The organism is Novosphingobium piscinae, from assembly GCF_014230355.1.
GTDB lineage: Bacteria > Pseudomonadota > Alphaproteobacteria > Sphingomonadales > Sphingomonadaceae > Novosphingobium > Novosphingobium piscinae.
This window is the reverse complement of record NZ_JACLAX010000017.1, coordinates 14,288-38,612: the sequence shown is the minus strand read 5'-3', so window position 1 is coordinate 38,612 and position 24,325 is coordinate 14,288. Positions and strand designations below refer to the sequence as shown.

The following is a 24,325-nucleotide window of genomic DNA, read 5'->3' as shown; positions in this document are numbered from 1 at the left end:
ATAACAAAAAATCAATTGTACCGCAAAGAACGGTGCGCATTTATAAGGGAGAGAGTGATGATCTTGTTGAACGCGCACAAACGTCGTCTGTTCGCAACCAGCCTGGCCGTTCTGGCCGCCAGCCTGGCCATCGCCGCGAGCGAGGCCTCGGCACAGGCCGCCGGCTCGACAGAGGCCGAGGCCGCAGAGATCATTGTCACCGGCTCGCGGGTCGCCGTGGCGCCGGGCGCGGCCATGCCCGCGCCGACCACCGTGCTGGATCAGTCGGTCATCCGGGCGCTGGGCATTCCGAACGTCGGCGATGCCTTGCTGCAGCTCCCCTCACTGCTCAATAGCGCGTCACCGACGCAGACCTTTGCCCTTAGCCCGCAGAACATCGGATCGCGCATCGCCAACCTGCGGGGGCTGGGCGCTTCGCGCACGCTTGTGCTGGTGGATGGACGGCGCTTCGTTCCGTCCACATCGCGCGCTTCGGTCGATCTGGCCCTGGTCCCCAGCGCGATCATCGCCCGCTCCGAGATCGTCACCGGCGGTGCCTCCGCCGCCTACGGCTCCGATGCGGTGGCCGGCGTCATCAATCTGGTGACAGATACCAACCTCAAGGGCTGGCGCGGACAGATCCAGCGCGGGATTGCGCAGGCGGGCGACAATGACAGCTTCAATGCCTCGCTGGCCGGGGGCACCGCCTTCGCCGATGGGCGAGGCAAGGTGATCGCTGCAGCCGAGTATGAGGAGAACGGCGGTCAGGGCGACTACTACTCGCGCGACTGGAGCGCGACCGAGTCCTGTCAGCTGGCGAACTTCGTCGACCCGACCAAGCCCGCCAACCTGATTGTCCCGGGGTGTCGTACCGGCTTCCTCACGGCCAATGGCCTGATCGTCGGCGGACCACTCAACGACCAGCAGTTCAGCGCCGATGGCCAGTCGCTGGTTCCGTTCGTGGCAGGCCAGTACCGCGGGTTCTTCCAGTCCGGCGGGACCGGTGCGGGCGAGAACGCCTTCTTCAAGGGCCCTCTGATGGCGGGCCAGTACCGGCGCTATTCGGCCTACGGGCATGCCGAGTTCGTGCTGTCCGACGCCGTGCAACCCTACATCGACCTGTCGTATGGCTCGATCACGGGACGCAACGTCGGTGCGCAGGGGCGCTTCAGCCTGTTCACCGGCGGCGGGCTGGTTCTGCGCGGCGACAATCCCTTCCTGCCCGCCAGCGTTCGCGCGGCGATCGGGCCGGCAGGCTCGATCAGCATCGGCAAAGCCCTGAACGATCTGGGCAATTCGCTTGGGCGCTCGGAAACTTCGACGTTCCGGGTGGTTGGCGGCATCAAGGGCGACCTGGCCGATCGCTGGCACTGGAACGCCTATTTCCAGCACGGTGAGACCACCTACAAGGAGCAACAGTTCAACAACCTGATCCCGGCGCGTCTGCGGCAGGCGGTCGACGCCGTGGCTGGCCCCGGGGGTACCGTGATCTGCCGGAATCAGAGCAACGGTTGCCAGCCCTTCAACCCGCTGGGTTACGGCAACTTCAGCGCGGCCGCCGCTGCCTTCGTGACCGGCACGTCACAACAGGACAAGACCATCCGGCAAGATGTCGCGGCAGCGGAAGTGCGGGGCGATCTCGTGCGGCTACCCGGCGGTCCGCTGGCGCTCGCGGCCGGTGGCGAGTACCGCAAGGACACGTTCCGGGCGACCGCCGACCCGCTCTCGCTGGCGGGGGCATTCTACACCTTCAACGGCTCGAACGTCGCCGGCAGTATCGCAGTCACCGAGGGTTTCGCCGAACTCAATGCCCCTCTGCTGGCCGACCTGCCGTTCGCCAAGGCCTTGACCCTGAACGGTGCCGTACGGCGCACGCACTACTCCACCTCGGGCAATGTCACGACCTGGAAAGTGGGCGGCGTCTGGCAACCCGCCTCGTTGTTGCGGTTCAGGGCCACCCGGTCCCGTGACATCCGCGCGCCCAACGTCAGCGAGCTGTTCTCGCCGCTGGTGAACGGCCAGATCTCGGTCACCGACCCGCTCAACAACAACCGGCAAGTGCTGGTCCCGACGCGGACCGGCGGAAATCCGCTGTTGCGGCCGGAAATCGCGGACACCACCACGGTCGGGCTGGTGCTCAACCCGGTGCGCGACCTGTTCCTTTCGGTCGATTACTACGACATCAGCGTAAAGGGGGTGATCGCCACGACCGGGGCGACGAACATCCTGCTGCAATGCCAACGTGGTTCGGCCTCCGACTGCGCCCGGGTCACGCGCGATTCGACCAACGCCATCACACTGATCTCCGACACCTTCGCCAACCTCAACCAGTTGCAGACCCGGGGAATCGATTTCGAGCTGAACTACCGGCATCAGCTGGCGGGCGGGATGTTGAGCTTCAAGGGGCTGGCGACCTACGTGGACAAGCTCGCCACCCGCTTCGTGGCGACGAACTCGGTGGTCGATCTGGCAGGACAGACCGGCAATCCCAACTTCGGCGCCGGGCCGGGTGTACCGCATTTCCAGCTCACCAGTTATCTCACCTGGGCGGGCAAGGGTGGCACCAGCATCACGGTCCAGAACCGCTTCATCGGCCAAGGCCGTTACGACGTGCTGCTGATCGGGCCCGACGAGCCGGGTTACAACGTCAGCCTGCCCAACAGCAGCGACGACAACAGCGTCCCTTCGCGTTTCTACACCAACCTGTCGATCACCCAGTCGATCCCGGCATTCGGCGACGGCGTGATGGAACTCTACGTTGTCGTGAACAACCTGTTCAACACCGATCCGCCCATCGCACCAGGGGCCTCGTCCGCCACCAACGGCATCCTGTTCGACCAGGTGGGCCGCGCCTTCACGGCCGGCGCGCGGTTCCGGTTCTAGGAGGTTGCCGATGCGCCTGCTGGCCTTGACCGCTCTTGTGGCCGCCGCGACCCCTGCGGTCGCGGCGCCGGAAATGACCCCGGCTGCCTATGCCGAGTACCTCGCACGCTTCAACGCCGGCGACGAACGCTATGCCGACATCTACGATCCGGAGGTGGTGTTCGAGCATGATCCGAAGTTCGGAACGCTGCGGGGCCGGGACGCCATCATCGCATTCTATCGCCAGATCCGGCTCCAATTGAAAGAAACGGTCACCGCCTCGACCGTGGTGATCGACAATGACCGCGGGCTGATGGCGGCCGAATTGTCGACCCACCTACTCGCCACGCGGGACGGGGTGGACATGCCCTCGGGCACCTTGATGAAGGGCGATGCGATCGTGACCCGGGGAACGGTCTACTACGGCCTGCGGGACGGTCATATCGTCAGCATCCGCGGCAGCATCGGTGGCACCAGCGTGGTGCGGGCGAAACAGTGACATGCAGCGTCGCCGTTTTCTGACCTGTGCCGGAGCCACGGCCACCGCGGCAGCCTTCCCGGGGCTGGCGCGGGCGGAGCGCCTGCTCGGGCCGGTGGTCGAGACCGCGAGTGGCAAGCTGCGGGGCTTCACCGGAGCAGGCATCCGCACCTTCCTGGGCGTTCCCTATGGCACGGCTGAACGGTTCCGCCGCGCAGTGCCTCCATCGCCATGGCCGGGAGTGCGCGATGCCCTGGGCTGGGGAGCGGACGCCCCGCAACGGGCACCTGCCCGGAGTGATCATCCCTATGCCTTGGTCGCATCCGACCTGTCGATGCAGCCGCTGCGCAGCGAGGATTGCCTGGTCCTCAACGTCTGGACCCCAGCCACCGACAGCGCCCGTCGCCCGGTCATGGTCTGGCTCCACGGCGGCGGGTTCGTCTCGGGTTCGGCAGCGACCGCGGTGCATGACGGCGCGAACCTCGCACGGGACGGCGACATCGTCGTCGTCAGCCTCAACCACCGCCTCAACGTGCTCGGCTTCACCCACTTCGATGATCCCGATTTCGCCGAATCCGCCAACCTGGGCATGCTCGACATCGAGCTGGCGCTGCGCTGGGTGCGGGACAATATCGCGGCGTTCGGGGGAGATCCCGGCATGGTCACCCTGTTCGGCTATTCGGGCGGCGGGCAGAAGATTTCCACGCTCATGGCGATGCCGTCGGCCAAGGGCCTGTTTCACCGGGCGATCATCCAGAGCGGGCAGGGCCCGCGGCTGCTCAAGCCGGCGCAGGCGGCCACCAACACCGAGCGCCTGTTCGCCGCGATGGGCGTGCCCCGGGGCGACATCCGCGCCTTGCAAACCGCGCCGTTGGACCGGCTGATCGCCGGCTTTGCCGCGGTCTGGGCCGCCCCGCCGCGCCAGCTCTGGGGACTGCCCGCGCGCTTCTCGCCGGTGGTCGACGGACAGATCATCCCCCGGCATCCGATCGATTCGCTGGAACTGTCGGCGGACGTTCCGCTCGTGCTCGGCAGCACCCGCCAGGAAATGGCGGCGGTTTCGCTGATGTGGGAGCCAAACGCCGATCAGATGACCGCGACCGAGCTTGGGGCGCGGCTTCAGCCGTGGCTGGGCAATGCCGTGCCGGAGGTGCTTGAGGGGTATCGCCGGATCCATCCGATGGCGTCGCCCTGGGATCTCTACACGCTGATCACGGCCGATGTTCCGACGCGAATCAATTCGATCGACATGGCCGAAAAACGGCAAGCGTTGGGCCGGGCGCCGACCTTCATGTACCGGGTCGACTGGCAGTGTCCCGTATTCGGCGGGCGCATGAAGGCGCCCCACGGGATCGAGGTGCCACTGGCGTTTCGGAACGTGCGCGAGGATGCCGGGCTCAATGGCGGGGGTGCCGACGCCTTCGCCCTGTCCGAGCAGATCAGCCGCGCCTGGCTCCGCTTTGCGCACCATGGCCGTCCGGGCTGGCGCAGGCTGGTCTGGCCGGCCTATACGGTGGATCGGCGGGAAACCATGCTGTTTGACCGGCCGAGCCGCGTTGTCGGCGACCCCGGGAGCGCCGAACGCCAGCTGCTCGCCCGGGTGCTGCCATCCGCGTGAACCGGTCGCCGTCGGGTCATCCGGGCCGCCCGCCGGGACCACCGCCGCATGTCATGCTGACAGGAGTTTTCTCCCCGTGTCTGGCCATCATCTCGCCGACATTCGCCGAACGTGGCCACTCCGGGGGCCAGGGTCCCGCGGTGGGCGCTATCGCTTGCGCGGCGGTGGCGATCCTATCAGAAACCGGCCCGTTCGCTCGAAACCGCAAGGGGAGGCCCGCCTGACGATGACCCGATCCTGTACGACAACCTCGCTGCCCCAATGGCTTGCCCGGTTGGCAATGGCCGCCGCCCTCGCACTGCCTGCGCCAGCGCTGGCGCAGGACGCCGTGCTGCCGGCGACCGACAAGGAGGCTCTGTTCACCAGCCCCGACCCGAAGCTCCATCGCAACAAGCAGGCTGCGCTGCACATCGTGCGCGATCTGCTCGAGGCGGGGCATTGGGAACTCGCCGAAACGTACCTGACCGAGCGGTACATTCAGCACAATCCGCTCGTCGCCTCCGGCCGGGCCAGATTGCTGGAAGCGGTCAAGCAGTGGGGTTTGCCAATCAAGCCGATCCCGGCGCGAATGACATCCCCGGTGGTCGCGGTGGTGGCCGAAGGCGATTTTGTCGTGGTCAGTTTCGTACGGGACATGAAGGATCCGCGCGATCCCTCCCGGAGCTATACGACGACCTGGTTCGACATGTGGCGGTTCGTTGACGGCCGGGCCGATGAACACTGGGATGGAGCGGAGATTCCGCCGATGCCCGCCAAGGCAGAATAGGCTGACCTGTCCCGGCAGTGATGTGTGAGGGAGGATGACAGCCCCGCAGGGCTGGAGCGGGTAGCGGGAATCGAACCCGCATAGCCAGCTTGGAAGGCTGGAGCTTTACCACTAAGCTATACCCGCAGCACCGTGGTGCAGGCCGTGCGCTTGCCACCGGCACGGGTCGCTCGTCAAGCGGGATTGCCGCCGCGTCGGTCCAGCAAGACCGGGATGTTCAGTGCCCGGGGAAGGCCATGAGGGTCGAGACCGCGACCCCGGCCGCGCGCAGGCGGTCGGCACCGCCGAGATCGGGCAGGTCGATCGCGAACAGCGCATGGTCGACGCAGGCCCCGGCCTGCCGGAGTAGCGCCGTGGCAGCGAGGGCCGTGCCGCCGGTGGCGATCAAGTCGTCGATGATCACCACGCGCTGCCCGGGAGAGATGGCCGTAGGATCGATCTCCAGCCGGTCGGCGCCGTATTCCAGCGCGTAATCGATCCCGAGGGTGGGGACCGGGAGCTTGCCCGGCTTGCGCACCGGGACGAAGCCGAGCCCGAGCCGTGCGGCGACTGCGGCGCCGAAGATGAAACCGCGCGCCTCCATCCCGCCGATCGCGTCGGCCGCGCAGGCGGCGGCCCGTTCGGCAAGATGGTCGATGCTGCGGGCAAAGCCGGTTCCATGGCCGATCAGCGTGGTGATGTCGCGGAACAGGATGCCCGGCTGGGGGAAATCCGGGATCGTGCGGACCAGCTGCTTGAGATCATCGGGGGTCATGGGCGGCTCCATGGGAAAGGCCCCCCGCATCGGCTGATGCGAGGGGCCTCTGGTGGGCGTGTCCGGGGTACGGGGAAGGGTCAGTGACCCTTCTTGCCGGCCCAGATGTTGCGGTAGGCCATGTAGGCGAGCGCGGTGGCGAACAGCAGGAAGCCGACCACGGCCCAGCCGGTCTGCTTGCGCTTGTCGAGCTTGGGCTCGGCCGTCCAGATCAGGAACGCCGACACGTCCTCGGACATCTGCGCCACGGTGGCCTTGGTCCCGTCGGTGTAGGTCACCTGGTCGTCGGCCGCGAGCGGCGCCGGCATGGCGAGGTTCAGGTTGGCGAAGTAGGGGTTGAAGTAGAGCCCGTCCGGAGTCTTCGCATCCGGGAACAGCTTGAGCAGTTCCTGCCCCTTCGCGTTCTTGTAGCCGGCCTGCTCGGCATAGCCGGTGAGCAGCGAGGCGACATAGGCGCCGCCGCCATGACGCGCCTTGGTGATCAGCGAGAGATCCGGCGGATTGCCCTGGCCGGCGTAGAGCACCGGCGGGAAGCGGTCGGTCGGCAGGCCCTCGCGGGTGTTCAGCTCGCCGGTCGCCGGGTTGTAGACCGGGATCTGGAAGCCCTTGGCGATGGCCTTCACTTCATCGTCGTTGTAGCCGATCGCCTTCAGGTCACGGAAGGCGACGTGCTTCAGCGCGTGGCAGTTGGCGCAGACTTCCTTGTAGACCTTGAAGCCGCGCTGCAGCTGCTGGTTGTCGAACTTCCCGAAGGCGCCGTCCGAGGCGAAGTGGATCGCCTTGGGGTGCTCGTGGAACAGCTTCTCGGCCGTGGCTGCCGGCGGCTCCTTGATGAACGAGGCCGCGCCGGTGCCGAAGGACCACAGGAGGGCGGCGGAGAAGAACGCTCCGACGAGGATCGAGATGATACGGATCATGATGGTCTCTTTCCGTCTCGCTGCGGCTCAGTGTGCCGCCGCCGGGGCGAGCGTGGCCGATTCATCCTTGCCCAGGACTGCCTCGGTGATCGAGAACGGCAGAGCTTCGGGCTGCTCGATCGCCGAAACGATCGGCAGGATGATCAGGAAGTGGGCGAAGTAGTAGATCGAAGCGATCTGGCTGATCATCACGTAGGGCTCTTCAGCCGGAGCGCCACCGCAGTAGCCGAGCACCAGCACGTCCACCACCAGCGCGAAGTAGAACTTCTTGAACACCGGGCGGAAGTGGCCCGAGCGGACCGGCGAACGGTCGAGCCAGGGGAGGAAGAACCACACCAGGATCGCGCTGAACATGGCGAGCACGCCCATCAGCTTGGCCGGGATGATCAGGAAGTCGGCGGTGAAGGCACGCAGGATCGCGTAGAACGGCCAGAAATACCATTCGGGGACGATGTGCGCCGGGGTGCTCATCGCGTTGGCCGGGATGTAGTTGTCCGGGTGGCCCAGCGCGTTGGGGAAGAAGAACAGCATCGTGCAGTAGCCGAGCAGGAACACGCCCAGCCCGAACCCATCCTTCGCGGTGTAGTAAGGGTGGAACGGGACGGTGTCGCTCTCGTTCTTCACCTCGACCCCGGTGGGGTTCGACGAGCCCGGGATGTGCAGCGCCCAGATGTGCAGGACCACCACCGCGGCGATCACGAAGGGCAGCAGGAAGTGCAGCGAGAAGAAGCGGTTCAGCGCGGCATTGTCGGGGGCGAAGCCGCCGAGCAGCCAGACCTGGATCGGCTCGCCGACCAGCGGGATCGCACCGAACAGACCGGTGATCACCTTGGCGCCCCAGAACGACATCTGGCCCCAGGGCAGCACGTAGCCCATGAAGGCGGTGGCCATCATCAGCAGGAAGATGACCACGCCGAGCAGCCAGATCATCTCGCGCGGGGCCTTGTAGGACCCGTAGAAGAAGCCGCGGAAAATGTGGATGTACACCACCACGAAGAAGGCCGAGGCGCCGTTGGCGTGCGCGTAGCGCAGCATCCAGCCCCAGTTCACGTCGCGCATGATGTGCTCGACCGAGTCGAAGGCCACGCCGGCATTGGCCGCGTAGTGCATGGCCAGAACGACGCCGGTAACGATCTGCAGCATCAGGCAGAAGCCGGCGAGCACGCCGAAGTTCCAGGCGTAGTTGAGATTGCGCGGCACCGGATAGCCGGCGCCGACGGCGTTGTAGACGAACCGCGGCAGCGGCAGCTTTTCGTCAAGCCACTGCGTCAGCGGATTGCCAGGCTTGTATTCGTTGGCCCAGGGGAAGCTCATGGTGGTGACCTCAGCCGATCTTGACGATGGTGTCGGAGGTGAACGCGTACTCCGGAACCATCAAGTTCTTCGGAGCCGGTCCCTTCCGGATGCGGGCGGCAGTATCGTAGGACGAACCGTGGCAGGGGCAGAAGTAGCCGCCAAACTCGCCCTTCACCTCACCCTCGCCGGCGCCCAGCGGGACGCAGCCGAGGTGGGTGCAGACACCCATGGTGATCAGCCAGTTTTCCTTGCCTTCCTTGGTGCGGTCCTTGAGCGATTCCGGATCGCGCAGCGAGCCGACATCGACCTTGTTGGCGTCCTCGATCTCGGCCGGCGTCAGGTTGCGGATGAACACCGGCTGCTTGCGGAAGATCGCCTTGATCGCCTGGCCCGGCTGGATCGCGCTGATGTCGATCTCGGTCGAGCTTTCGGCGAGGACGTCGGCCGAGGGCGCCATCTGCGAGATCAGCGGCAGCAGCGTGACCACGCCGCCGACACCGGCGGCGCTGACCGCGGCGATATTGATGAAGTCGCGCCGACGCACTCCTTCCCCGGCGCCTTCGGCACCCTGGGGAAGAACGGCTTCAGTGCCCGCATGATCTGCCATGGTTGACCTTGCCTTGTTGTGGTGGCCCGAACCGGCTGGTGCCGGACCACGCCTTATCGATATCAATCGGTCGAGACGACCGGCGACCCTAAAGTGGCGCGATACGCGCCGTTTACGCGGTCTCCGGCCCGACTTGGCCGGCCTGATAGACGCGAAACCAAGCCCTGCCAACCGCATTTTTACGAGGTCCCCATAGGCGTTTACGGGCCGCAGGGGGAGTGTCCTTCAGGGCAGGGAAATCACCGAAATCTGCCGGCCATAGGCGGGTTCTCCGCGATGGGTGGCGCGGCGGAACGAATAGAACCGGTCGGGCTGGGCATAGGTGTCCGCGCCGAGGCATTCGACCTGGCCAACGCCGGCGGCGGTGAGCCGGGCGGCGACATAGCCAGCCAGGTCGAACTGGGCGTGGCCGGCGCGGCCCGGCGCGAAGAACCGCACCAATGCCGGATCGGCGCGGGTGAAGCGCGCCACAAACTCCGCATCGACCTCGTAGCTGGCCTGCGCGATGCACGGCCCGATCGCCGCGACGATGGCGGTACGCCGCGCGCCGAGCGCCTCCATCGCCGCGACGGTGGCATCGGTCACTCCGCCGAACGCACCCTTCCAGCCGGCGTGGGCAGCGCCGATCACGCCCGCCGTGCGATCGGCCAGCAGCACCGGCGCGCAATCGGCGGTGACCACCCCCAGTGCCAGCCCCGGCCGGTCGGTGACGAGGGCATCGGCCTCGGGCCGGGCCTCCTCTGACCAGGGCTCGCGCACGGTCACGCAGTCAGGCGAATGGACCTGGTACACCGTGACCAGCCGCGCACCCGGCGCCACTGCGGCCACCGCGCGCTGGCGGTTGGCCTGGACCGTCGCCGGTTCATCGCCTGCGCCAAGCCCGGCGTTGAGCCCGGCGACCACCCCGGTCGACAGCCCGCCGGCCCGGCCGAGAAAGCCGTGGGGGATCGCGCCCAGCGCCGCGGCGCGGAGGACCTCGACCTCAGCCAAGGCTGCGGCTGACCTGCTCAAAGGTATCGCGCGACAGTTGTGGCGCGGCGAGTACGCGCTCGAGCTCGGCCCGCATCAGCGCGGCGCGCCCGGGCTCGATCCGCCGCCAGCGCCCGAGCGGGGGCACGAACCGGGCGGCGGTCTGGGCATTGAGCGGATCCAGCGCGAGAATCAGGTCGGCGATAATCCGGTAGCCGGCGCCGTCCGCGGCATGGAACGCCCCGGCATTGGCGGCGAAGGCCATGTAGAGCGACCGCACCCGGTTGGGATTGGCCAGCGTCATGTCGGGATGCGCCGCAAGGGCGCGCACCTGCTCGAGCGCGGCGGGATGGAGGGAACCCGCCTGAAGCGTGAACCACTTGTCGATGACCAGCGCGTTGCCGGCATAGCGCGCGTGGAAATCGGCCAGCCGCGCTTCGCGCAGCGGGCTTTCAAGCCCGCACAGCACCATCAGCGCGCCCTGCCGGTCGGTCATGTTGTCGGCCCCGTCATACTGCGCGGCGGCGCGGCGGGCGGCCTCCTCGGGCAGGCCCGCGGCGAGATAGACCAGCGCCTGGGTCTTGACCTTGCGCGCACCGCGCGCCGCGGCATCGAGCGCATAGGGCACCGCGCCGGCCCGGTCGTGCAGGGCGGTCAGGCGATCGGCCAGTTCGCCCGCGAGCCAGCCCTTGAGCGCCTCGCGGGCCCGGCGGATCGCCACGGGATCGGCCGCGGCGAACTGCTCGGCGAGATAGCTCTCCGCCGGCAGGATCATCAGCTCGCCGCGCATCAGGTCGTCGAGCGCGGGATCATCGAGCACTGCGGCCAGCGCGCCCGCAATCGCCGCGCGGCCGGTGGCCGCGGCGGCGGCATCGAGCGTGCCGGCGACGACCCCCGCGAGATGGCCGACCATCAGGCTCTGCAGCGCCTCATAGCGGGCGAAGGGATCATCATCGTGCGCGGCCAGGAACACCAGATCCTCGGTCGACTGACCCGCGTCGAGCGCGACTGGCGCCGAATAGCCGCGGTTGAGCGACAGCACGGGGCGGCTGGCGTGGCCGGGAAAGGTGAAGTCTGCCGCGGCGCGATCCAGGACGATCAGGTGCTCTCCGGCATGGCGGCCGGTGGCGCGATCGAACAGCGCCAGGCGCAGCGGGATCGGCATCGGCTGCTTGACCGGCTGACCCGGCGTCGGCGGCACCTCCTGGGCGAGATGCAGCGTCGCGGTCTCGCCATCGTGGCTGAGCCGCGCCGTCACCCGGGGCGTCCCGGCCTGGCTGTACCACAGGCGGAACTGCGTCAGGTCCAGTCCGGTGCCATCCTCGATCGCGCAGACGAAGTCCTCGCAGGTTGCGGCCTCGCCATCGTGCCGGTCGAAATAGAGGTCGCAGCCGGCGCGGAACCGCTCCGGGCCCGCCATGGTGCGCATCATGCGGATCACCTCGGCCCCCTTGTTGTAGACGGTGGCGGTGTAGAAGTTCGAGATCTCCTGGTAGGAATCGGGGCGGATCGGGTGCGCCAGAGGGCCCGAATCCTCGGGGAACTGCGCGGCACGCAGCACCCGCACGTCCTCGATCCGCTTGACCGGCTCGGACCCCATCGCTGCGCTGAACAGCTGGTCGCGCAGCACGGTGAAGCCTTCCTTGAGGCTGAGCTGGAACCAGTCGCGGCAGGTCACCCGGTTGCCCGACCAGTTGTGGAAGTATTCGTGCCCGATGACCCCCTCGACCGCGTCATAATCGCCGTCGGTGGCGGTTTCCGGATCGGCAAGGACATAGCGGGTGTTGAAGACGTTGAGCCCCTTGTTTTCCATCGCCCCCATGTTGAAGTCGGACACGGCGACGATGTTGAACAGATCGAGGTCGTACTCGCGCCCGAAGGCCTCCTCGTCCCACTGCATCGAGTGGATCAGGCTGCGCATCGCATGCCCGGTGCGGGCCTCGTCGCCGGGGCGGACCCAGATGGCGAGTTCGACCGTGCGGCCAGACCGGGTGGTGAAGCGGTCGGTCGTGGCGACGAGATCGCCGGCAACCAGCGCGAAGAGGTAGGATGGCTTGGGCCAGGGATCGTGCCATTCGGCCCAGTGGGTGCCATCGCCATTGTCGCCGCTGCCGAGGCAGTTTCCGTTGGCCAGCAGCACCGGGAACTGCCCACGGTTGGCGGTCATCCGCACGGTGTAGACCGACAGCACGTCGGGCCGGTCAGGATGGAAGGTGATGCGCCGGAAGCCCTCCGCCTCGCACTGCGTGCAGAGCATCCCGTTCGAGGCGTAGAGCCCCATCAGCTGGCTGTTGGCGGCGGGATTGAGCGCGGTTGCCACGCCGATCCGGTGAGCCGATCCCGGCAGGTCGATCACCAGGTCGGACCCGTCCATCCGCCAGGCCTGACTGGGCTGTCCATCGACCGTCACCGCCCGCGCGGCCAGACCGTCGCCGGCGAGGCGGAGCGGGGCGGCCGCGGCAGCGGGATTGCGCTCGACGCTCAGTTCGGCATGGATCGTTGTGGCATCGAGCCCCAGCCGCACATCAAGTCTCACCTCGGGCACCAGCCAGGCGGGCGGGGCATAATCGGCGCGGCGAATCACGGGCGGGGCGGCAGGGGCCGGCGCGGCGTCGGTGTGCATCAAGTCCATGGCAGTCTTCTTTACTGGCTGCTTGTCCGAAAGCCACCCATGCCCCTATGGAAACACCCGATGCGCCGGATGTTCATCTTCGGGCTGGGCTTTTCCGCCAGCAGGATTGCGGCGCGCCTCGCGGCGCAAGGCTGGGAGGTGCTTTCGACCGGCCGCAGCGGCACCCTCGCGTTCGACGACAGCGGCGCGGTACGGCTGGCGTTGGCCGATGCCGAGGCCGTGCTCTCCTCGGTGCCGCCCGGGGGCGAAGGCCGCGATCCGGTCCTGGCCGCCTATGGCGACGCGCTGGCCGGCCGGTGGCTGGGCTATCTTTCCTCGACCGGGGTCTATGGCGATGCCGCGGGCGCCTGGGTCGACGAGACCGCCCCGACCGGCACCGGCCGCCGCAGCGCCCGCGCCGACTGCGATGCCGCCTGGCTGGAGCGCGGAGCGCGCGTCTTCCGCCTCCCGGGGATCTATGGCCCGGGCCGTTCGCCATTCGACCGGCTGCGCGAGGGCAAGGCCCACCGCATCGACCTCCCGGGGCAGGTGTTCAGCCGCATCCATGTCGACGATCTGGCCGCCGGGGTGATCGCCGGGCTGGCCGGGCCGCCGGGGGCCTACAACCTGGCCGACGACCTGCCCTGCCCGCAGAACGCCGTGGTCGAAGAGGCGGCGCGCCTCGCCGGCCTGCCCCTGCCGCCGCTGCTGCCGCTCGACCAGGCCGGGCTCTCGCCGATGGCGCGCGCCTTCTATGCCGAGAACCGCCGGGTGACCAACCGCAAGGCCCGCCGCGTGCTGGGCTGGGCGCCGGCCCATCCGACCTATCGCGAAGGGCTGCGCGCGGTGCTCGCCGCGGGCGGCTAGCCGCGCCGCGCGCCGAGGGCGATGACCAGCCCGGCCATGGCCAGGACCGATCCGGCCACGGCCAGCAGGCTCCAGTGATAGCCCTCGAACAGGGTGGACAGCACCATGGCGATGATCGGTGTGACCACCGAGGTATAGGCCGCCCGGCCCGCGCCCATGTCGCGGATCAGGTTGAAGTAGAGCGGGAAGGGCAGGACCGAACCGAGGATCGCGAGGTAGGCGACCCCGCCCCAGTAGGCGGGACGCGGATCGAACACCGGCGGACCGACCGTGGCGAGCGCCCACAGCGCATTGAGCCCGACCCCCCAGAGCATGGCCCAGGCGAGGAACGGCACAGGCGCGCTGGTGCGGGCCCGCTCCGTGGCCTGGGCGACATTGGCGCAGGAGGCGCAGAGCAGTCCCGCCAGGCTCAGCGCCGTGCCCATCACGACCGAGCCGGGTGCCGGGGACAACCGCAATTCGTGCAGGAGCAGCAGGGCGATACCGAGCACCGCCACGGCCGACCCCGCGAGGAACCGCGCGGTCACCGCGCTACCCAGCCACCAGGCCGAGAGCAGCGCATTGGGCACCATCAGCAGTGCGAACAGCACCGCCACCACGCCCGAGGTGAGATAGGCCTCGGCGTGGTAGACGAACTGGTAGTTGCCGGCGAACTGCGTCAGCCCGACCAGCGCCGCCATGGCCTGCCCGCCCGGCGGCAGCCGCAGCGATTCGCGGCGGACCAGGGCGACTGCGATCATCCCGAGGCCGGCCACGACGAAGCGCCAGGTGATGGTCCAGGCGGGCGGGACCACACTGATCTGGTCCTTGATGACCAGCCAGGTCGAGCCCCAGACGACCGAAACGATGACGAACGCAACGATGGCCCCACCGCGCGCTGCCGGCACCGGCCGAGCCCCGGTGACGGTCACAGCGCGGCCAACGCGCGGGACAGCGCACCGACGGCGGCAGCCGGGCTGTTCCATGCGGTAACCAGCCGGGCCGCGTCTTCGCCCCAGTCATAGAAGCCGAAGCCCTGGGCCCGTAGCGCCGCTCGCTCGGCCGCGGTGCAGCGCACGAAGACCTCGTTGGCCTCGACCGGATGGAGCAGCCGGTCGGGACAGGCCGCGGCGAGTTCCGCTGCGGCGGCATTGGCGGCACGGGCATTGTCGAGCCACAGGTCGCGCTCGAGCAGCGCCAGGATCTGCGCAGCGAGGAACCGTCCCTTGCTTTGCAGATGGCCGGCGCGCTTGCGCCGCTGGTGCGAGGCCGCCGCCAGTGCGGGGTCGAAGAACACCACGGCCTCGGCCCCCATCCCGCCGTTCTTGACGAAGCCGAACGACAGCGCGTCGACCCCGCCGGCGCAGCTGGCCGCCGCCGGGCTACAACCGAGGTGGGCGACGGCATTGGCGAAGCGGGCGCCGTCCATGTGCAGGCGCAGCCCGCGCCCCCGCGCCAGCGCGCCCAGCGCGGCGACCTCGGCCGGGCGGTAGGCGCGGCCATATTCGCTGGCCTGGGTGATCGACAGCGCCTGGGGCTGGACCTGGTGCACGTCGGGGCGGATGCCGGCGAGCACGGCCTCGACCGAGGCCGGGGTCAGCAGCGCGCCGTCGCCCTCGGCCAGCAGCAGCTTGGCGCCGTGCAGGTAGAAGCCGGGCGCGCCGCCCTCGTCGGTCTCGATATGGGCCTCGCGGTGACAGACCACGGCGCCATGCGGCGGCACCATCGCCGCCAGTGCCAGACAATTGGCAGCCGTGCCGGTCGCCACCCATAGCGCGGTGCACGGCTGACCAAACAGGTCGGCGAAGGCCGCATCGAGCCGCGCGCTCCAGCGATCGCCGTCGTAGGGCGCATCGGGGGCATCGGCATCCTGCAGAGCCCGCCAGACGGCGGGGTGGACGGCGGCGGCGTTATCGGAGAGAAACTGCATGGAGGCTGGCAGATTGCGGCAAGTCCGGGGCGGGTCAAGCCGCTAACCGGGGCAGGAACGAAAGGATCGATCCGCGAATGGACGAAATCGACATTGTCAGGCTCGATCGGGGCAACGCCGGCGAGTACCGGGCGCAGGTGCCGGACAGCGACGCGGTCGCCCGGCTGACCTGGATCGTCCGGGGCGACGGCGCGGCGGCGGTGCGGGTGGCCGAGCACACGCTGGTGCCGCGCGCCCTCGAGGGCCGCGGCATCGCCCGGCGGCTGGTTGACGCGCTGATCGAGGACGCGCGCCGCGAGGGCTTCCGGATCGAACCGCAGTGCTCCTACGTCGCCGCGCAGTTCCAGCGCCATCCCGAATGGGCCGCGCTGCGCGCGTGAGTTCGGCAAGGGTGCGGTTCAGCGTCCGGTGCGTGCCGGACGGGTCAGCCGGCGACGGTTGTCCGCAACGCGCCCGCGGTAATAGGCCAGGCTGCCGCGCGCCACGCTCTGTGGCGCCAGCCCGAAACCGCCGGTCATCAGCCGGGCGGAATGCTCGAGCGCGGCCTGCATCTTTTCTTCGACCATCCGCTCGCCCTCGGCCATGGCAGCGGCATCGAGCGCCGCGAGCTTGCCCAGCCGCAACCAGATCACCGCCGCCGATTCGAGCGTGAGGCACCAGCTTTCGGCGATCAGTTCGGTGGCCTGGCGGGCAAGATCGCAGCCGGCGGCCAGCGGGGAAGCAGTCATGCAGGCGGGGCCCTCAGCGGCGGAAATACCGGCATCTAGGGGCATAGGCCGCCACGGCACGGGAGGGAAGCGGGGAAATGGTGCTGCTGGGGAGGATTGAACTCCCGACCTCAGCCTTACCAAGGATGCGCTCTACCACTGAGCTACAGCAGCACACCATTTCCGCGATGGCCCGCCGGCCGAACAGGCGCCGCGGGCAGGGCGGCGCTAATGACGGGGTGGCCCGGGCTTGTCAAGCTGCGTTCGGCGCGAGGCGGCGCGGCGGGCGGACCTTGCGGTCTGCGCCCGGGCGCGGCAGGGAAGGACCATGACCAGCCCGTCCATTCCCTCCCCCGACATGCCGCGCGGGTCCGCTCCGCCGAACCGCGAGGAACGGCTCGCTGCCAAGCTGCGCGAGAACCTGCGGCGGCGCAAGGTGCAGGCGCGGGCCCTCGGGGGCACGGGCGACGGCGCAGAGCAAGGCGCCGCGGATCCAGCGGGCGAATCGGATGGCGCCCTTTCCAAACCGGACCCCAGCGGCTAGGGGCTGCCCCGTCCAGCCCTGCCCTCGCCACAACCGGGAGTTTGCCAGACCGTGCCGCGCCTGATCCTCGTTCGCCATGGCCAGAGCCAGTGGAACCTCGAAAACCGCTTCACCGGCTGGTGGGACGTCAACCTGACCGCCCAGGGCGAGGCCGAGGCCCGCGCCGCCGGCGCGCTGCTCGCCGCCAAGGGGGTCCTGCCCACGGTGGCCTTCACCAGCCTGCAGACCCGCGCGATCAAGACGCTGCATCTCGCACTCGAGGCCGCCGGGCGGCTGTGGATCCCGGAAACCAAGGACTGGCGCCTGAACGAGCGGCACTATGGTGGCCTGACCGGGCTCGACAAGGCCGAGACCGCGGCAAAGCATGGCGATGACCAGGTCAAGATCTGGCGCCGCAGCTTCGACATCCCGCCCCCGGTGCTCGAGCCCGGCGGGGCTTTCGATCTGGCCGCCGATCCGCGCTATGCCGGGATCGCGATTCCCAGCACCGAAAGCCTCAAGGACACGATCGCCCGGGTCCTGCCCTACTACGAGGGCGTGATCGCCCCGCAGCTGCGCGCCGGCGAGACGGTGATCGTCGCCGCTCACGGCAATTCGCTGCGCGCACTGGTCAAGCACCTGTCAGGCATTTCCGATGCCGACATCACCGGGCTGGAGATCCCGACCGGCCAGCCGATCGTCTACGAGCTCGACGCCGCCCTGGCCGCGACCGAACGCTACTACCTGTCGGAGCGCTGAGATGGCCCGGCCCGCCCCCGTCGCCATCATCATGGGCAGCCAGTCCGACTGGGCGACGATGCAGGGTGCGGCCGACGTGCTGGACCGGCTGGAGGTCGCCACCGACGTGCGGATCGTGTCCGCGCACCGCACCCCGCAGCGCCTGTTCGACTTCGCCACCGGCGCCGCCGACGCGGGCTTCAAGGTGGTGATCGCGGGAGCCGGCGGCGCGGCGCACCTGCCAGGCATGGTGGCCAGCCTCACCCACCTGCCAGTGCTGGGCGTGCCGGTGCAGTCGCGCGCGCTGTCGGGCCAGGACAGCCTGCTGTCGATCGTCCAGATGCCGGCCGGGATCCCCGTTGGCACGCTCGCCATCGGCGAGGCCGGGGCGGTCAATGCCGGGCTGCTCGCCGCCGCGATCCTGGCGACTCACGACGAGGGGCTGGCCGAACGGCTGAAGGCCTATCGCGCAGCGCAGACCGCCAAGGTCGCGGATAGGCCGTCCTGAGGTGGTTCGCGGGGCTGAGGCGGCGCATGGCCTTCGGCAGGCTCAGGCCGGGCGGCCCTTGCGCGTGACCGCCCTTATCCAACCCATGCATGTCCAACCCCTGTGCGCAAACCATCCGCTCGGGCTGAGCCCGTCGAAGCATGTCCTGTGCTTCGCCGAAGGGCCTGCGCGCATCGTCGGCCCCGGGACCCGGATCGCATGATCCCGCCGGGCGAGACCATCGGCATCCTCGGCGGCGGCCAACTCGGCCGCATGCTCGCCATGGCTGCGGCGCAGCTCGGCTATCGCTGCCACGTCTATGCCCCAGAGGCGGATTCGATCGCGGCCGAGGTCTGCGGCGGCTTCACCTGCGCCGGCTGGGACGACGCCGCGGCGCTCGCCGCCTTCGCCGCCGACTGCGCGGTGATCACCTACGAGTTCGAGAACGTGCCGGTAGCGCCGCTCGCGGCGCTGGGCGAGGCGCTGCTGCTGCCGAACCGGCGCGCGCTGGAGGTGGCGCAGGATCGCCTCGCCGAAAAGACCTTCGTTCACGGTCTCGGCGGCCGGCCCGCGCCCTTCGCGGCAGTGGACGATGCCGCAGGGTTGGCCGCGGCGATCGCCACGCTCGGCACGCCCGGTATCCTCAAGACCCGGCGCGACGGCTACGACGGCAAGGGCCAGTGGCGGATCATGACTCCGGCGGCGGCGGATGGGCTCGACCTGCCCGACCAGCCGCTGATCTACGAGGGCTTCGTTACCTTCCGGGCCGAGTTCTCGGTGATCCTGTGCCGCGCCGCCGATGGCGACATCCGCTTCTGGGACAGCCCGGAGAACGCCCATGCCGGCGGCATCCTGGCGCGTTCGACCGTGCCCGCCGCGCCGCTGGTCCAGGCCGAGGTCGCTGCGGCGCGGGCCCTTGCTGCCCGGGTCGCGGCGGCGCTCGACTATGTCGGCGTGCTGACGCTCGAGTTCTTCGCCACGGCCGATGGCCCGGTCTTCAACGAGATGGCCCCGCGGGTCCACAACTCGGGCCACTGGACGATCGAGGGGGCGATCACCAGCCAGTTCGAGAACCACATCCGCGCGATCTGCGGACTGCCGCTGGGCGACACCCGGCTGGCCGCGGCGGGCGTGGTGATGGACAACCTGATCGGCGATGCCGCGCACGACTGGCCAGCCCTGCTGGCCGATCCGGCCAACCACCTCCACCTCTACGGCAAGGCCGCGGCCCGGCCCGGGCGCAAGATGGGCCACGTCACCCGGTTGATGCTGGACTGAGCGGCGATGGCGCAAGACCTGTTCCTGATCGTCGCGGCCGCGCGCAACGGCACGATCGGCCGCGACGGCACGCTGCCGTGGCACCTCCCGGCCGATCTCAAGCGGTTCAAGGCCCTGACCATGGGCAAGCCGATGGTGATGGGCCGCAAGACCTTCGTCTCGCTGCCCGGCCTGCTGCCCGGCCGGCGTCACATCGTGCTGACCCGCGACCGCGCCTGGTCCGCGCCGGGGGCCGAGGTGGCGCACGACCTCGAGGCTGCCCTGGCGCTGGCCGGCCCGGGCGAGGTGGCGGTGATCGGTGGGGCCGAGGTCTTCGCGCTCGCCCTGCCCCGCGCCGGCCGGCTCGAGCTGACCGAGGTCCAGGCCGAGGTGGCCGGGGACACCGTCATGCCGCCGCTCGGCGCCGGCTGGCGCGAGATCGCCCGCGAGAGCCATGTCCCTTCGGACGTGGCGCCGGGCTATGCTTTCGTCACGCTGGTGCGCGACCTATAGGCGCCGCGATGGTCCGTCTCGACAGCCAGCTCCCCGTTCCCGCCGACCTGCGCGGCGCCATCCTGGCGCTGGGCAATTTCGACGGCTTCCACCTCGGCCACCAGGCCGTGGTCGGCGAGGCGGTGCGCTGGGCCGAGGCCGAGGGGCGGCCGGCGATCGTCGCCACCTTCGATCCCCACCCCCGGCGCTTCTTCGTGCCCGACGCCCCGTGGTTCCGCCTGACCACGCTGGACCAGCGCGAGGCGCTGTTCGCCGCGGCCGGCGCCGCCGCCATGCTGGTGATCCGCTTCGATGCCGCGGTCGCGGCAATGACCGGACCCGAATGGATCGCGCAGATGCTGCACGCGCGCTTCGGCGTGGCCGGAGTGGTGACCGGCGAGGATTTCACCTTCGGCCGCGACCGTAGCGGCACCACGGCCGTGCTGGCCGAGTCCGGAGCCCAGTACGGGGTCGCCGCGCGTGCGGTCGGCCCGGTGCTCGACGCCGGCCTGCCGGTCTCGTCGACCCGCATCCGCGCCGCGCTCGAGGCAGGGGACTGCGCCACGGCAACGCGGCTGCTGAGCCGGCCGTTCACCGTGCAGGGCAAGGTCCAGCACGGCGACAAGCTGGGGCGCACGATCGGCTTTCCCACCGCCAACCTGCCAATGGGCCATTATCTGCGCCCGCGTTACGGCATCTACGCGGTGCGCGGCCGCCTGCCCGACGGCCGGGTGCTGGACGGCGCCGCCAACCTCGGCGTGCGGCCCAGCTTCGATCCGCCCAAGGAGCTGCTCGAACCGCACTTCTTCGACTTCGCCGAGGACCTCTACGGCCAGGATATCGCGGTGGAATTCCACGCCTTCCTGCGGCCGGAGGCGAAGTACGACGGGCTCGCCGCGCTGACCGCGGCCATCGCCGCCGACTGCGCCCGGGCCCGCGCGGTGCTGGCTGGCTGAGCGGGCGGCGGGGCGCCAATCGCCCTGCTGCGACCGCGCCGCCAGCCCGGTTGGCAGCGCGGCGGGCAACGGCTCTGCGAAAAACCGGTTCCAACTCTTTCGCCGAATGTTCTAAGGCCGCGGACCATGACCGAACAGCGCGACCCTGCCAGCCCGCCCGATTGGCGATCGACCGTCTTCCTGCCGAAGACCGATTTCCCGATGAAGGCCGGCCTGCCCCAGAAGGAGCCTGGCATCCTGGCGCGCTGGCAGGAGCAGGACCTCTATGGCCAGCTGCGCGCCGCGCGGGCCGGGCGCGAGACCTTCATCCTCCACGACGGTCCGCCCTATGCCAATGGCGACATCCACGTCGGCCACGCGCTGAACCACATCCTCAAGGACATGGTGGTGCGCACCCAGTCGCTGCTCGGCAAGGATGCGCCCTACGTGCCCGGGTGGGACTGCCACGGCCTACCGATCGAGTGGAAGGTCGAGGAGGAGTACCGCAAGCAGAAGCGCAACAAGGACGAAGTTCCCGCGGCCGAGTTCCGCGCCGAGTGCCGCGCCTATGCGCAGAAGTGGGTGGACACCCAGCGCGCCCAGCTCAAGCGGCTCGGCGTCAACGGGGACTGGGACAACCCCTACCTCACCATGGACTTCCAGGCCGAGGCGACAATCGTCGGCGAGCTGCTGAAGTTCGCCGAGAGCGGCCAGCTCTATCGCGGCGCCAAGCCGGTGATGTGGAGCCCGGTCGAGAAGACCGCGCTGGCCGAGGCCGAGGTCGAGTACGAGGACATCGTCTCGACCCAGATCGACGTCGCCTTCGAGATCATCGAAGCCCCCGATCCGGACCTCGTCGGCGCCCACGTGGTGATCTGGACCACCACGCCCTGGACCATCCCGGTCAACCAGGCGGTCGCCTATGGCCCGCATATCGACTACCACCTGATCGAGACCGGCGGGCAGCGCTACCTGGTCGCCGAACCGCTGGTGCAGGACTTCGTCCGCCGCATCGGCCACGAGACCCACGACCTGCACTTCTTCATCAAGGGCGCCTCGCTGGCCGGCACCCGGGTGCGCCACCCGATGCACGCGCTGGGCGGGTTCTTCGCCACGCCGCGCCCGCTGCTGAGCGGCGAGTTCGTCACGGTCGATTCGGGCACGGGCTTCGTCCACATGGCCCCCGACCATGGCGAGGACGACTTCATCCTGTGCAAGGCCAACAAGATCGAGCCGGTCTTCGCGGTCGAGGGTGATGGCCGTTACCGTGCCGACTGGCCGTGGCTGGGCGGCGAGGGCTCGGTGATCAACCCCAAGTTCAACGCGCCCGACGGCCCGATCTGCTCGGCGCTGCGCGCGGCGGGCGGGCTGGTCGCCGCCTCGGCCGACTATCGCCATTCCTACCCGCATTCGTGGCGCTCGAAGGCCAAGGTGATCTACCGCTGCACCCCGCAGTGGTTCGTGCCGATGGACAAGCATATCGATCCCGAGGGCGAGCACCTGGACGAGATCGAGAAGGCCATGCGCGAGCTGGAAGGGGCGGGCACCACGCTGCGAGCGACCGCGCTGCAGGCCATCGACGCCACCCGGTTCGTGCCGGAGAAGGGCCGCAACCGCATCCGTTCGATGGTCGAGGGTCGGCCCGACTGGGTGCTGTCGCGCCAGCGCGCCTGGGGCGTGCCGATCACATTGTTCGTGCACCGCAAGACTGGCCAGTATCTGGTCGATCCGGCGGTCAACGCCCGCATCGTCGCCGCCGTGCGCGAGGGCGGGGTCGATGCCTGGAGCGACGAGAACGCCGAAGCCCTGCTCGGCGAGCAGCATGACCTGGCCGACTACGAGCGCGTCACCGACATCCTCGACGTGTGGTTCGATTCGGGCTCGACCCATGCCTTCGTGCTGGAGAGCGGGCGCTGGCCCGAACTGTCCTGGCCGGCCGACCTCTATCTGGAGGGCTCCGACCAGCACCGCGGCTGGTTCCAGTCATCCCTGCTCGAAGCCTGCGCGACCCGCGGGCGGGCGCCCTACAAGGCCGTGCTGACCCATGGCTTCACCATGGACGCCAAGGGCATGAAGATGTCCAAGTCGCTGGGCAACACGGTCGATCCGCTGAAGGTCATGGAGACCTACGGCGCAGATATCGTCCGGCTCTGGGCGCTGTCGGTCGACTACACCGAAGACCACCGCATCGGCGACGAGATCCTGAAGGGCGTGGCCGACCAGTACCGCAAGCTGCGCAACACCTTCCGCTACCTGCTCGGCGCGCTCGACGGGTTCGACCGGGCGAGCGAGGGCGTGGAACCGGCCACCATGCCCGAGCTTGAGCGCTATGTGCTGCACCGCCTGGGCGAGGTCGACGCCGCGCTGCGCCAGGCCATCGCCGACTTCGACTTCAACGGCTACACCCGCACGCTGATCGACTTCTGCAACGAGGACCTGTCGGCCTTCTTCTTCGATATCCGCAAGGACTGCCTCTATTGCGATGCGCCGGGCGATCCCAAGCGCCGCGCCTACCGCACCGTGCTGGATATCCTGTTCCAGGCGTTGGTCCGCTACGCCGCGCCGGTGCTGGTGTTCACCGCCGAGGAGGTCTGGGCCAGCCGCTTCCCCGATCGCGGCAGCGTGCATCTCGAGGAGCTCCATCCGCTGCCCGCCACGTGGCACGACCCCGCCCTGGGCGAGCGTTACACCGCGCTGCGCGCACTGCGCGAGCAGGTGACCGAGGCGATCGAGCCGCTGCGCCGCGACAAGGTGATCGGATCGAGCCTGGCCGCCGCGGTGACCCTGCCGGCCGGAGTGCCCGACGCCGTGTCCGCGGCCGACCTTGCCGAACTGTTCATCACCGCGACAGTGTCGCACGGGCAGGGCGAGGCGGTGACCATCGCCCCGACCACCGACGCCAAGTGCGGCCGCTGCTGGCGCCACCTGCCCGACGTGGCCGAGGATGGCGCGCTGTGCGGCCGTTGCACCGATGTGGTCGCGCAGCATGCCGTCGCGGAGGGCGGTGGGGCTTGAGCCCGATCGCCGGTCATCGCCTGGCGGGGCTCGGCACGGCCGGGCTGGTGTGGCTCGCCGACCAGCTGGTCAAGCGGGCGATGATTGGCCCGCTGCGCCTGCCGGAGGTGGGGGTGATCGACCTCTTGCCGGTGTTCGACCTGCGCTGGGCGATGAATTTCGGTGTTTCGTTCTCGCTGCTCAGCGCCACCTCCGCCGAGAGCCGCTGGTTGCTGGTCGGGCTGACCGGGCTGATCGCCTCAGGGGTCCTGGTCTGGCTGCTGCGCGAGCGGACCTGGTCCGACTGTGTCGCGCTCGGGCTGGTGCTGGGTGGGGCGCTGGGCAACATCCATGACCGGGTGACGCGGGGTTTCGTGGTCGACTATGCCGATCTCCACTTCGGCGAGGTCCGCCCCTTCCAGATCTTCAACCTGGCCGATGCCGCAATCAGCATCGGCGTCCTGATAATCCTTGCCCGCTCGTTTCTTTCGCGCGACAAGCGCGCCGACGACGGCCCGCACGATGCCGCAGCCGCCCACGTGCCTTCGGAGAGTTGAAT

The 24,325-nt window shown here is 69.2% G+C and carries 23 protein-coding genes and 2 tRNA genes; 14 read left to right on the top strand and 11 right to left on the bottom strand.

Going from position 1 to position 24,325, the window contains the following annotated elements; translation table 11 throughout:
* Nucleotides 1–57: 57 nt before the first annotated feature.
* From H7F53_RS14225 to H7F53_RS14210, 4 genes are all read left to right on the top strand, one after another.
* On the top strand, nucleotides 58–2,862 hold the full coding sequence (locus tag H7F53_RS14225; protein ID WP_185680169.1) for a TonB-dependent receptor domain-containing protein: 2,805 nt from the start codon (nucleotides 58–60) through the stop codon (nucleotides 2,860–2,862).
* Between the two features lie 10 nt (nucleotides 2,863–2,872).
* Complete coding sequence (locus tag H7F53_RS14220) at nucleotides 2,873–3,340, top strand: nuclear transport factor 2 family protein (protein WP_185680168.1); 468 nt, start codon at nucleotides 2,873–2,875, stop codon at nucleotides 3,338–3,340.
* Nucleotide 3,341: 1 nt separating this feature from the next.
* Nucleotides 3,342–4,937, top strand: a complete 1,596-nt coding sequence (locus H7F53_RS14215; protein ID WP_185680167.1) for a carboxylesterase/lipase family protein — start codon at nucleotides 3,342–3,344, stop codon at nucleotides 4,935–4,937.
* Between the two features lie 280 nt (nucleotides 4,938–5,217).
* Entirely contained in the window at nucleotides 5,218–5,703 is a 486-nt protein-coding gene (locus H7F53_RS14210) for a nuclear transport factor 2 family protein (RefSeq protein WP_246438917.1), read from the top strand.
* Between the two features lie 52 nt (nucleotides 5,704–5,755).
* Here the strand turns inward: H7F53_RS14210 and H7F53_RS14205 are convergent.
* The 7 genes from H7F53_RS14205 to pepN all read right to left on the bottom strand — a co-directional run bounded on the left by H7F53_RS14205 (nucleotide 5,756) and on the right by pepN (nucleotide 12,878).
* A tRNA-Gly gene (locus tag H7F53_RS14205) sits at nucleotides 5,756–5,829 on the bottom strand.
* Between the two features lie 91 nt (nucleotides 5,830–5,920).
* Nucleotides 5,921–6,457, bottom strand: a complete 537-nt coding sequence (locus H7F53_RS14200) for an adenine phosphoribosyltransferase (RefSeq protein WP_185680165.1) — start codon at nucleotides 6,455–6,457, stop codon at nucleotides 5,921–5,923.
* 80 nt (nucleotides 6,458–6,537) lie between these two features.
* Complete coding sequence (locus tag H7F53_RS14195) at nucleotides 6,538–7,374, bottom strand: cytochrome c1 (RefSeq protein ID WP_185680164.1); 837 nt, start codon at nucleotides 7,372–7,374, stop codon at nucleotides 6,538–6,540.
* A gap of 27 nt (nucleotides 7,375–7,401) precedes the next feature.
* A complete protein-coding gene (locus H7F53_RS14190) occupies nucleotides 7,402–8,688 on the bottom strand; it encodes a cytochrome b (RefSeq protein ID WP_185680163.1) in 1,287 nt (428 codons plus the stop codon).
* 10 nt (nucleotides 8,689–8,698) lie between these two features.
* The gene (gene petA / locus H7F53_RS14185; RefSeq protein ID WP_185680162.1) at nucleotides 8,699–9,277 is read right to left on the bottom strand and encodes a ubiquinol-cytochrome c reductase iron-sulfur subunit; all 579 of its coding nucleotides are present in this window, start codon (nucleotides 9,275–9,277) and stop codon (nucleotides 8,699–8,701) included.
* A 225-nt stretch (nucleotides 9,278–9,502) separates the two neighbouring features.
* Nucleotides 9,503–10,267: a peptidoglycan editing factor PgeF gene (gene pgeF, locus H7F53_RS14180; protein WP_185680161.1), complete on the bottom strand. Its 765-nt coding sequence runs from the start codon at nucleotides 10,265–10,267 to the stop codon at nucleotides 9,503–9,505.
* Complete coding sequence (gene pepN / locus H7F53_RS14175) at nucleotides 10,260–12,878, bottom strand: aminopeptidase N (RefSeq protein ID WP_185680160.1); 2,619 nt, start codon at nucleotides 12,876–12,878, stop codon at nucleotides 10,260–10,262. Before pepN ends, pgeF begins: the two co-directional genes overlap by 8 nt.
* Before the next feature lie 60 nt (nucleotides 12,879–12,938).
* On the opposite strand from pepN, the gene H7F53_RS14170 reads away from it, so the two are divergent.
* The gene (locus H7F53_RS14170) at nucleotides 12,939–13,724 is read left to right on the top strand and encodes a Rossmann-fold NAD(P)-binding domain-containing protein (RefSeq protein WP_185680159.1); all 786 of its coding nucleotides are present in this window, start codon (nucleotides 12,939–12,941) and stop codon (nucleotides 13,722–13,724) included.
* Here the strand turns inward: H7F53_RS14170 and H7F53_RS14165 are convergent.
* Nucleotides 13,721–14,611 (bottom strand): DMT family transporter, encoded by an 891-nt coding sequence (locus tag H7F53_RS14165; RefSeq protein WP_343062083.1) that lies wholly within the window; start codon nucleotides 14,609–14,611, stop codon nucleotides 13,721–13,723. The genes H7F53_RS14170 and H7F53_RS14165 overlap by 4 nt on opposite strands.
* A 20-nt stretch (nucleotides 14,612–14,631) precedes the next feature.
* Nucleotides 14,632–15,633 carry a threonine aldolase family protein gene (locus H7F53_RS14160; RefSeq protein ID WP_185680157.1) on the bottom strand — a complete coding sequence of 334 codons (1,002 nt, stop codon included), beginning with the start codon at nucleotides 15,631–15,633 and terminating at the stop codon, nucleotides 14,632–14,634.
* A 77-nt stretch (nucleotides 15,634–15,710) separates the two neighbouring features.
* Between H7F53_RS14160 and H7F53_RS14155 the strand changes: the two genes are divergently transcribed.
* The gene (locus H7F53_RS14155; RefSeq protein ID WP_185680156.1) at nucleotides 15,711–16,013 is read left to right on the top strand and encodes a GNAT family N-acetyltransferase; all 303 of its coding nucleotides are present in this window, start codon (nucleotides 15,711–15,713) and stop codon (nucleotides 16,011–16,013) included.
* Nucleotides 16,014–16,031: 18 nt separating this feature from the next.
* Here H7F53_RS14155 and H7F53_RS14150 read toward each other — a convergent pair whose 3' ends face one another.
* Nucleotides 16,032–16,361: a hypothetical protein gene (locus tag H7F53_RS14150; RefSeq protein WP_185680155.1), complete on the bottom strand. Its 330-nt coding sequence runs from the start codon at nucleotides 16,359–16,361 to the stop codon at nucleotides 16,032–16,034.
* Nucleotides 16,362–16,439: 78 nt separating this feature from the next.
* Nucleotides 16,440–16,514, bottom strand: a tRNA-Thr gene (locus H7F53_RS14145).
* A gap of 154 nt (nucleotides 16,515–16,668) precedes the next feature.
* Here H7F53_RS14145 and H7F53_RS14140 point away from each other — a divergent pair.
* From H7F53_RS14140 to lspA, 8 genes are all read left to right on the top strand, one after another.
* Nucleotides 16,669–16,884 carry a hypothetical protein gene (locus H7F53_RS14140; RefSeq protein ID WP_185680154.1) on the top strand — a complete coding sequence of 72 codons (216 nt, stop codon included), beginning with the start codon at nucleotides 16,669–16,671 and terminating at the stop codon, nucleotides 16,882–16,884.
* A 51-nt stretch (nucleotides 16,885–16,935) separates the two neighbouring features.
* Nucleotides 16,936–17,622, top strand: coding sequence for a 2,3-diphosphoglycerate-dependent phosphoglycerate mutase (gene gpmA / locus H7F53_RS14135; RefSeq protein WP_185680153.1), 687 nt, complete (start codon nucleotides 16,936–16,938; stop codon nucleotides 17,620–17,622).
* A 1-nt stretch (nucleotide 17,623) separates the two neighbouring features.
* Nucleotides 17,624–18,109 (top strand): 5-(carboxyamino)imidazole ribonucleotide mutase, encoded by a 486-nt coding sequence (gene purE / locus H7F53_RS14130; protein ID WP_185680152.1) that lies wholly within the window; start codon nucleotides 17,624–17,626, stop codon nucleotides 18,107–18,109.
* Nucleotides 18,110–18,307: 198 nt separating this feature from the next.
* Nucleotides 18,308–19,366: a 5-(carboxyamino)imidazole ribonucleotide synthase gene (locus H7F53_RS14125; protein WP_185680151.1), complete on the top strand. Its 1,059-nt coding sequence runs from the start codon at nucleotides 18,308–18,310 to the stop codon at nucleotides 19,364–19,366.
* A gap of 6 nt (nucleotides 19,367–19,372) precedes the next feature.
* Entirely contained in the window at nucleotides 19,373–19,858 is a 486-nt protein-coding gene (locus H7F53_RS14120; protein ID WP_185680150.1) for a dihydrofolate reductase, read from the top strand.
* An 8-nt stretch (nucleotides 19,859–19,866) separates the two neighbouring features.
* A complete protein-coding gene (locus H7F53_RS14115; protein WP_185680149.1) occupies nucleotides 19,867–20,793 on the top strand; it encodes a bifunctional riboflavin kinase/FAD synthetase in 927 nt (308 codons plus the stop codon).
* Nucleotides 20,794–20,919: 126 nt separating this feature from the next.
* Nucleotides 20,920–23,787: an isoleucine--tRNA ligase gene (ileS, locus tag H7F53_RS14110; protein ID WP_185680148.1), complete on the top strand. Its 2,868-nt coding sequence runs from the start codon at nucleotides 20,920–20,922 to the stop codon at nucleotides 23,785–23,787.
* Nucleotides 23,784–24,323, top strand: a complete 540-nt coding sequence (gene lspA / locus H7F53_RS14105) for a signal peptidase II (protein WP_185680147.1) — start codon at nucleotides 23,784–23,786, stop codon at nucleotides 24,321–24,323. The genes ileS and lspA overlap by 4 nt, the downstream gene beginning before the upstream one ends.
* The last annotated feature ends 2 nt before the right edge of the window (nucleotides 24,324–24,325 follow it).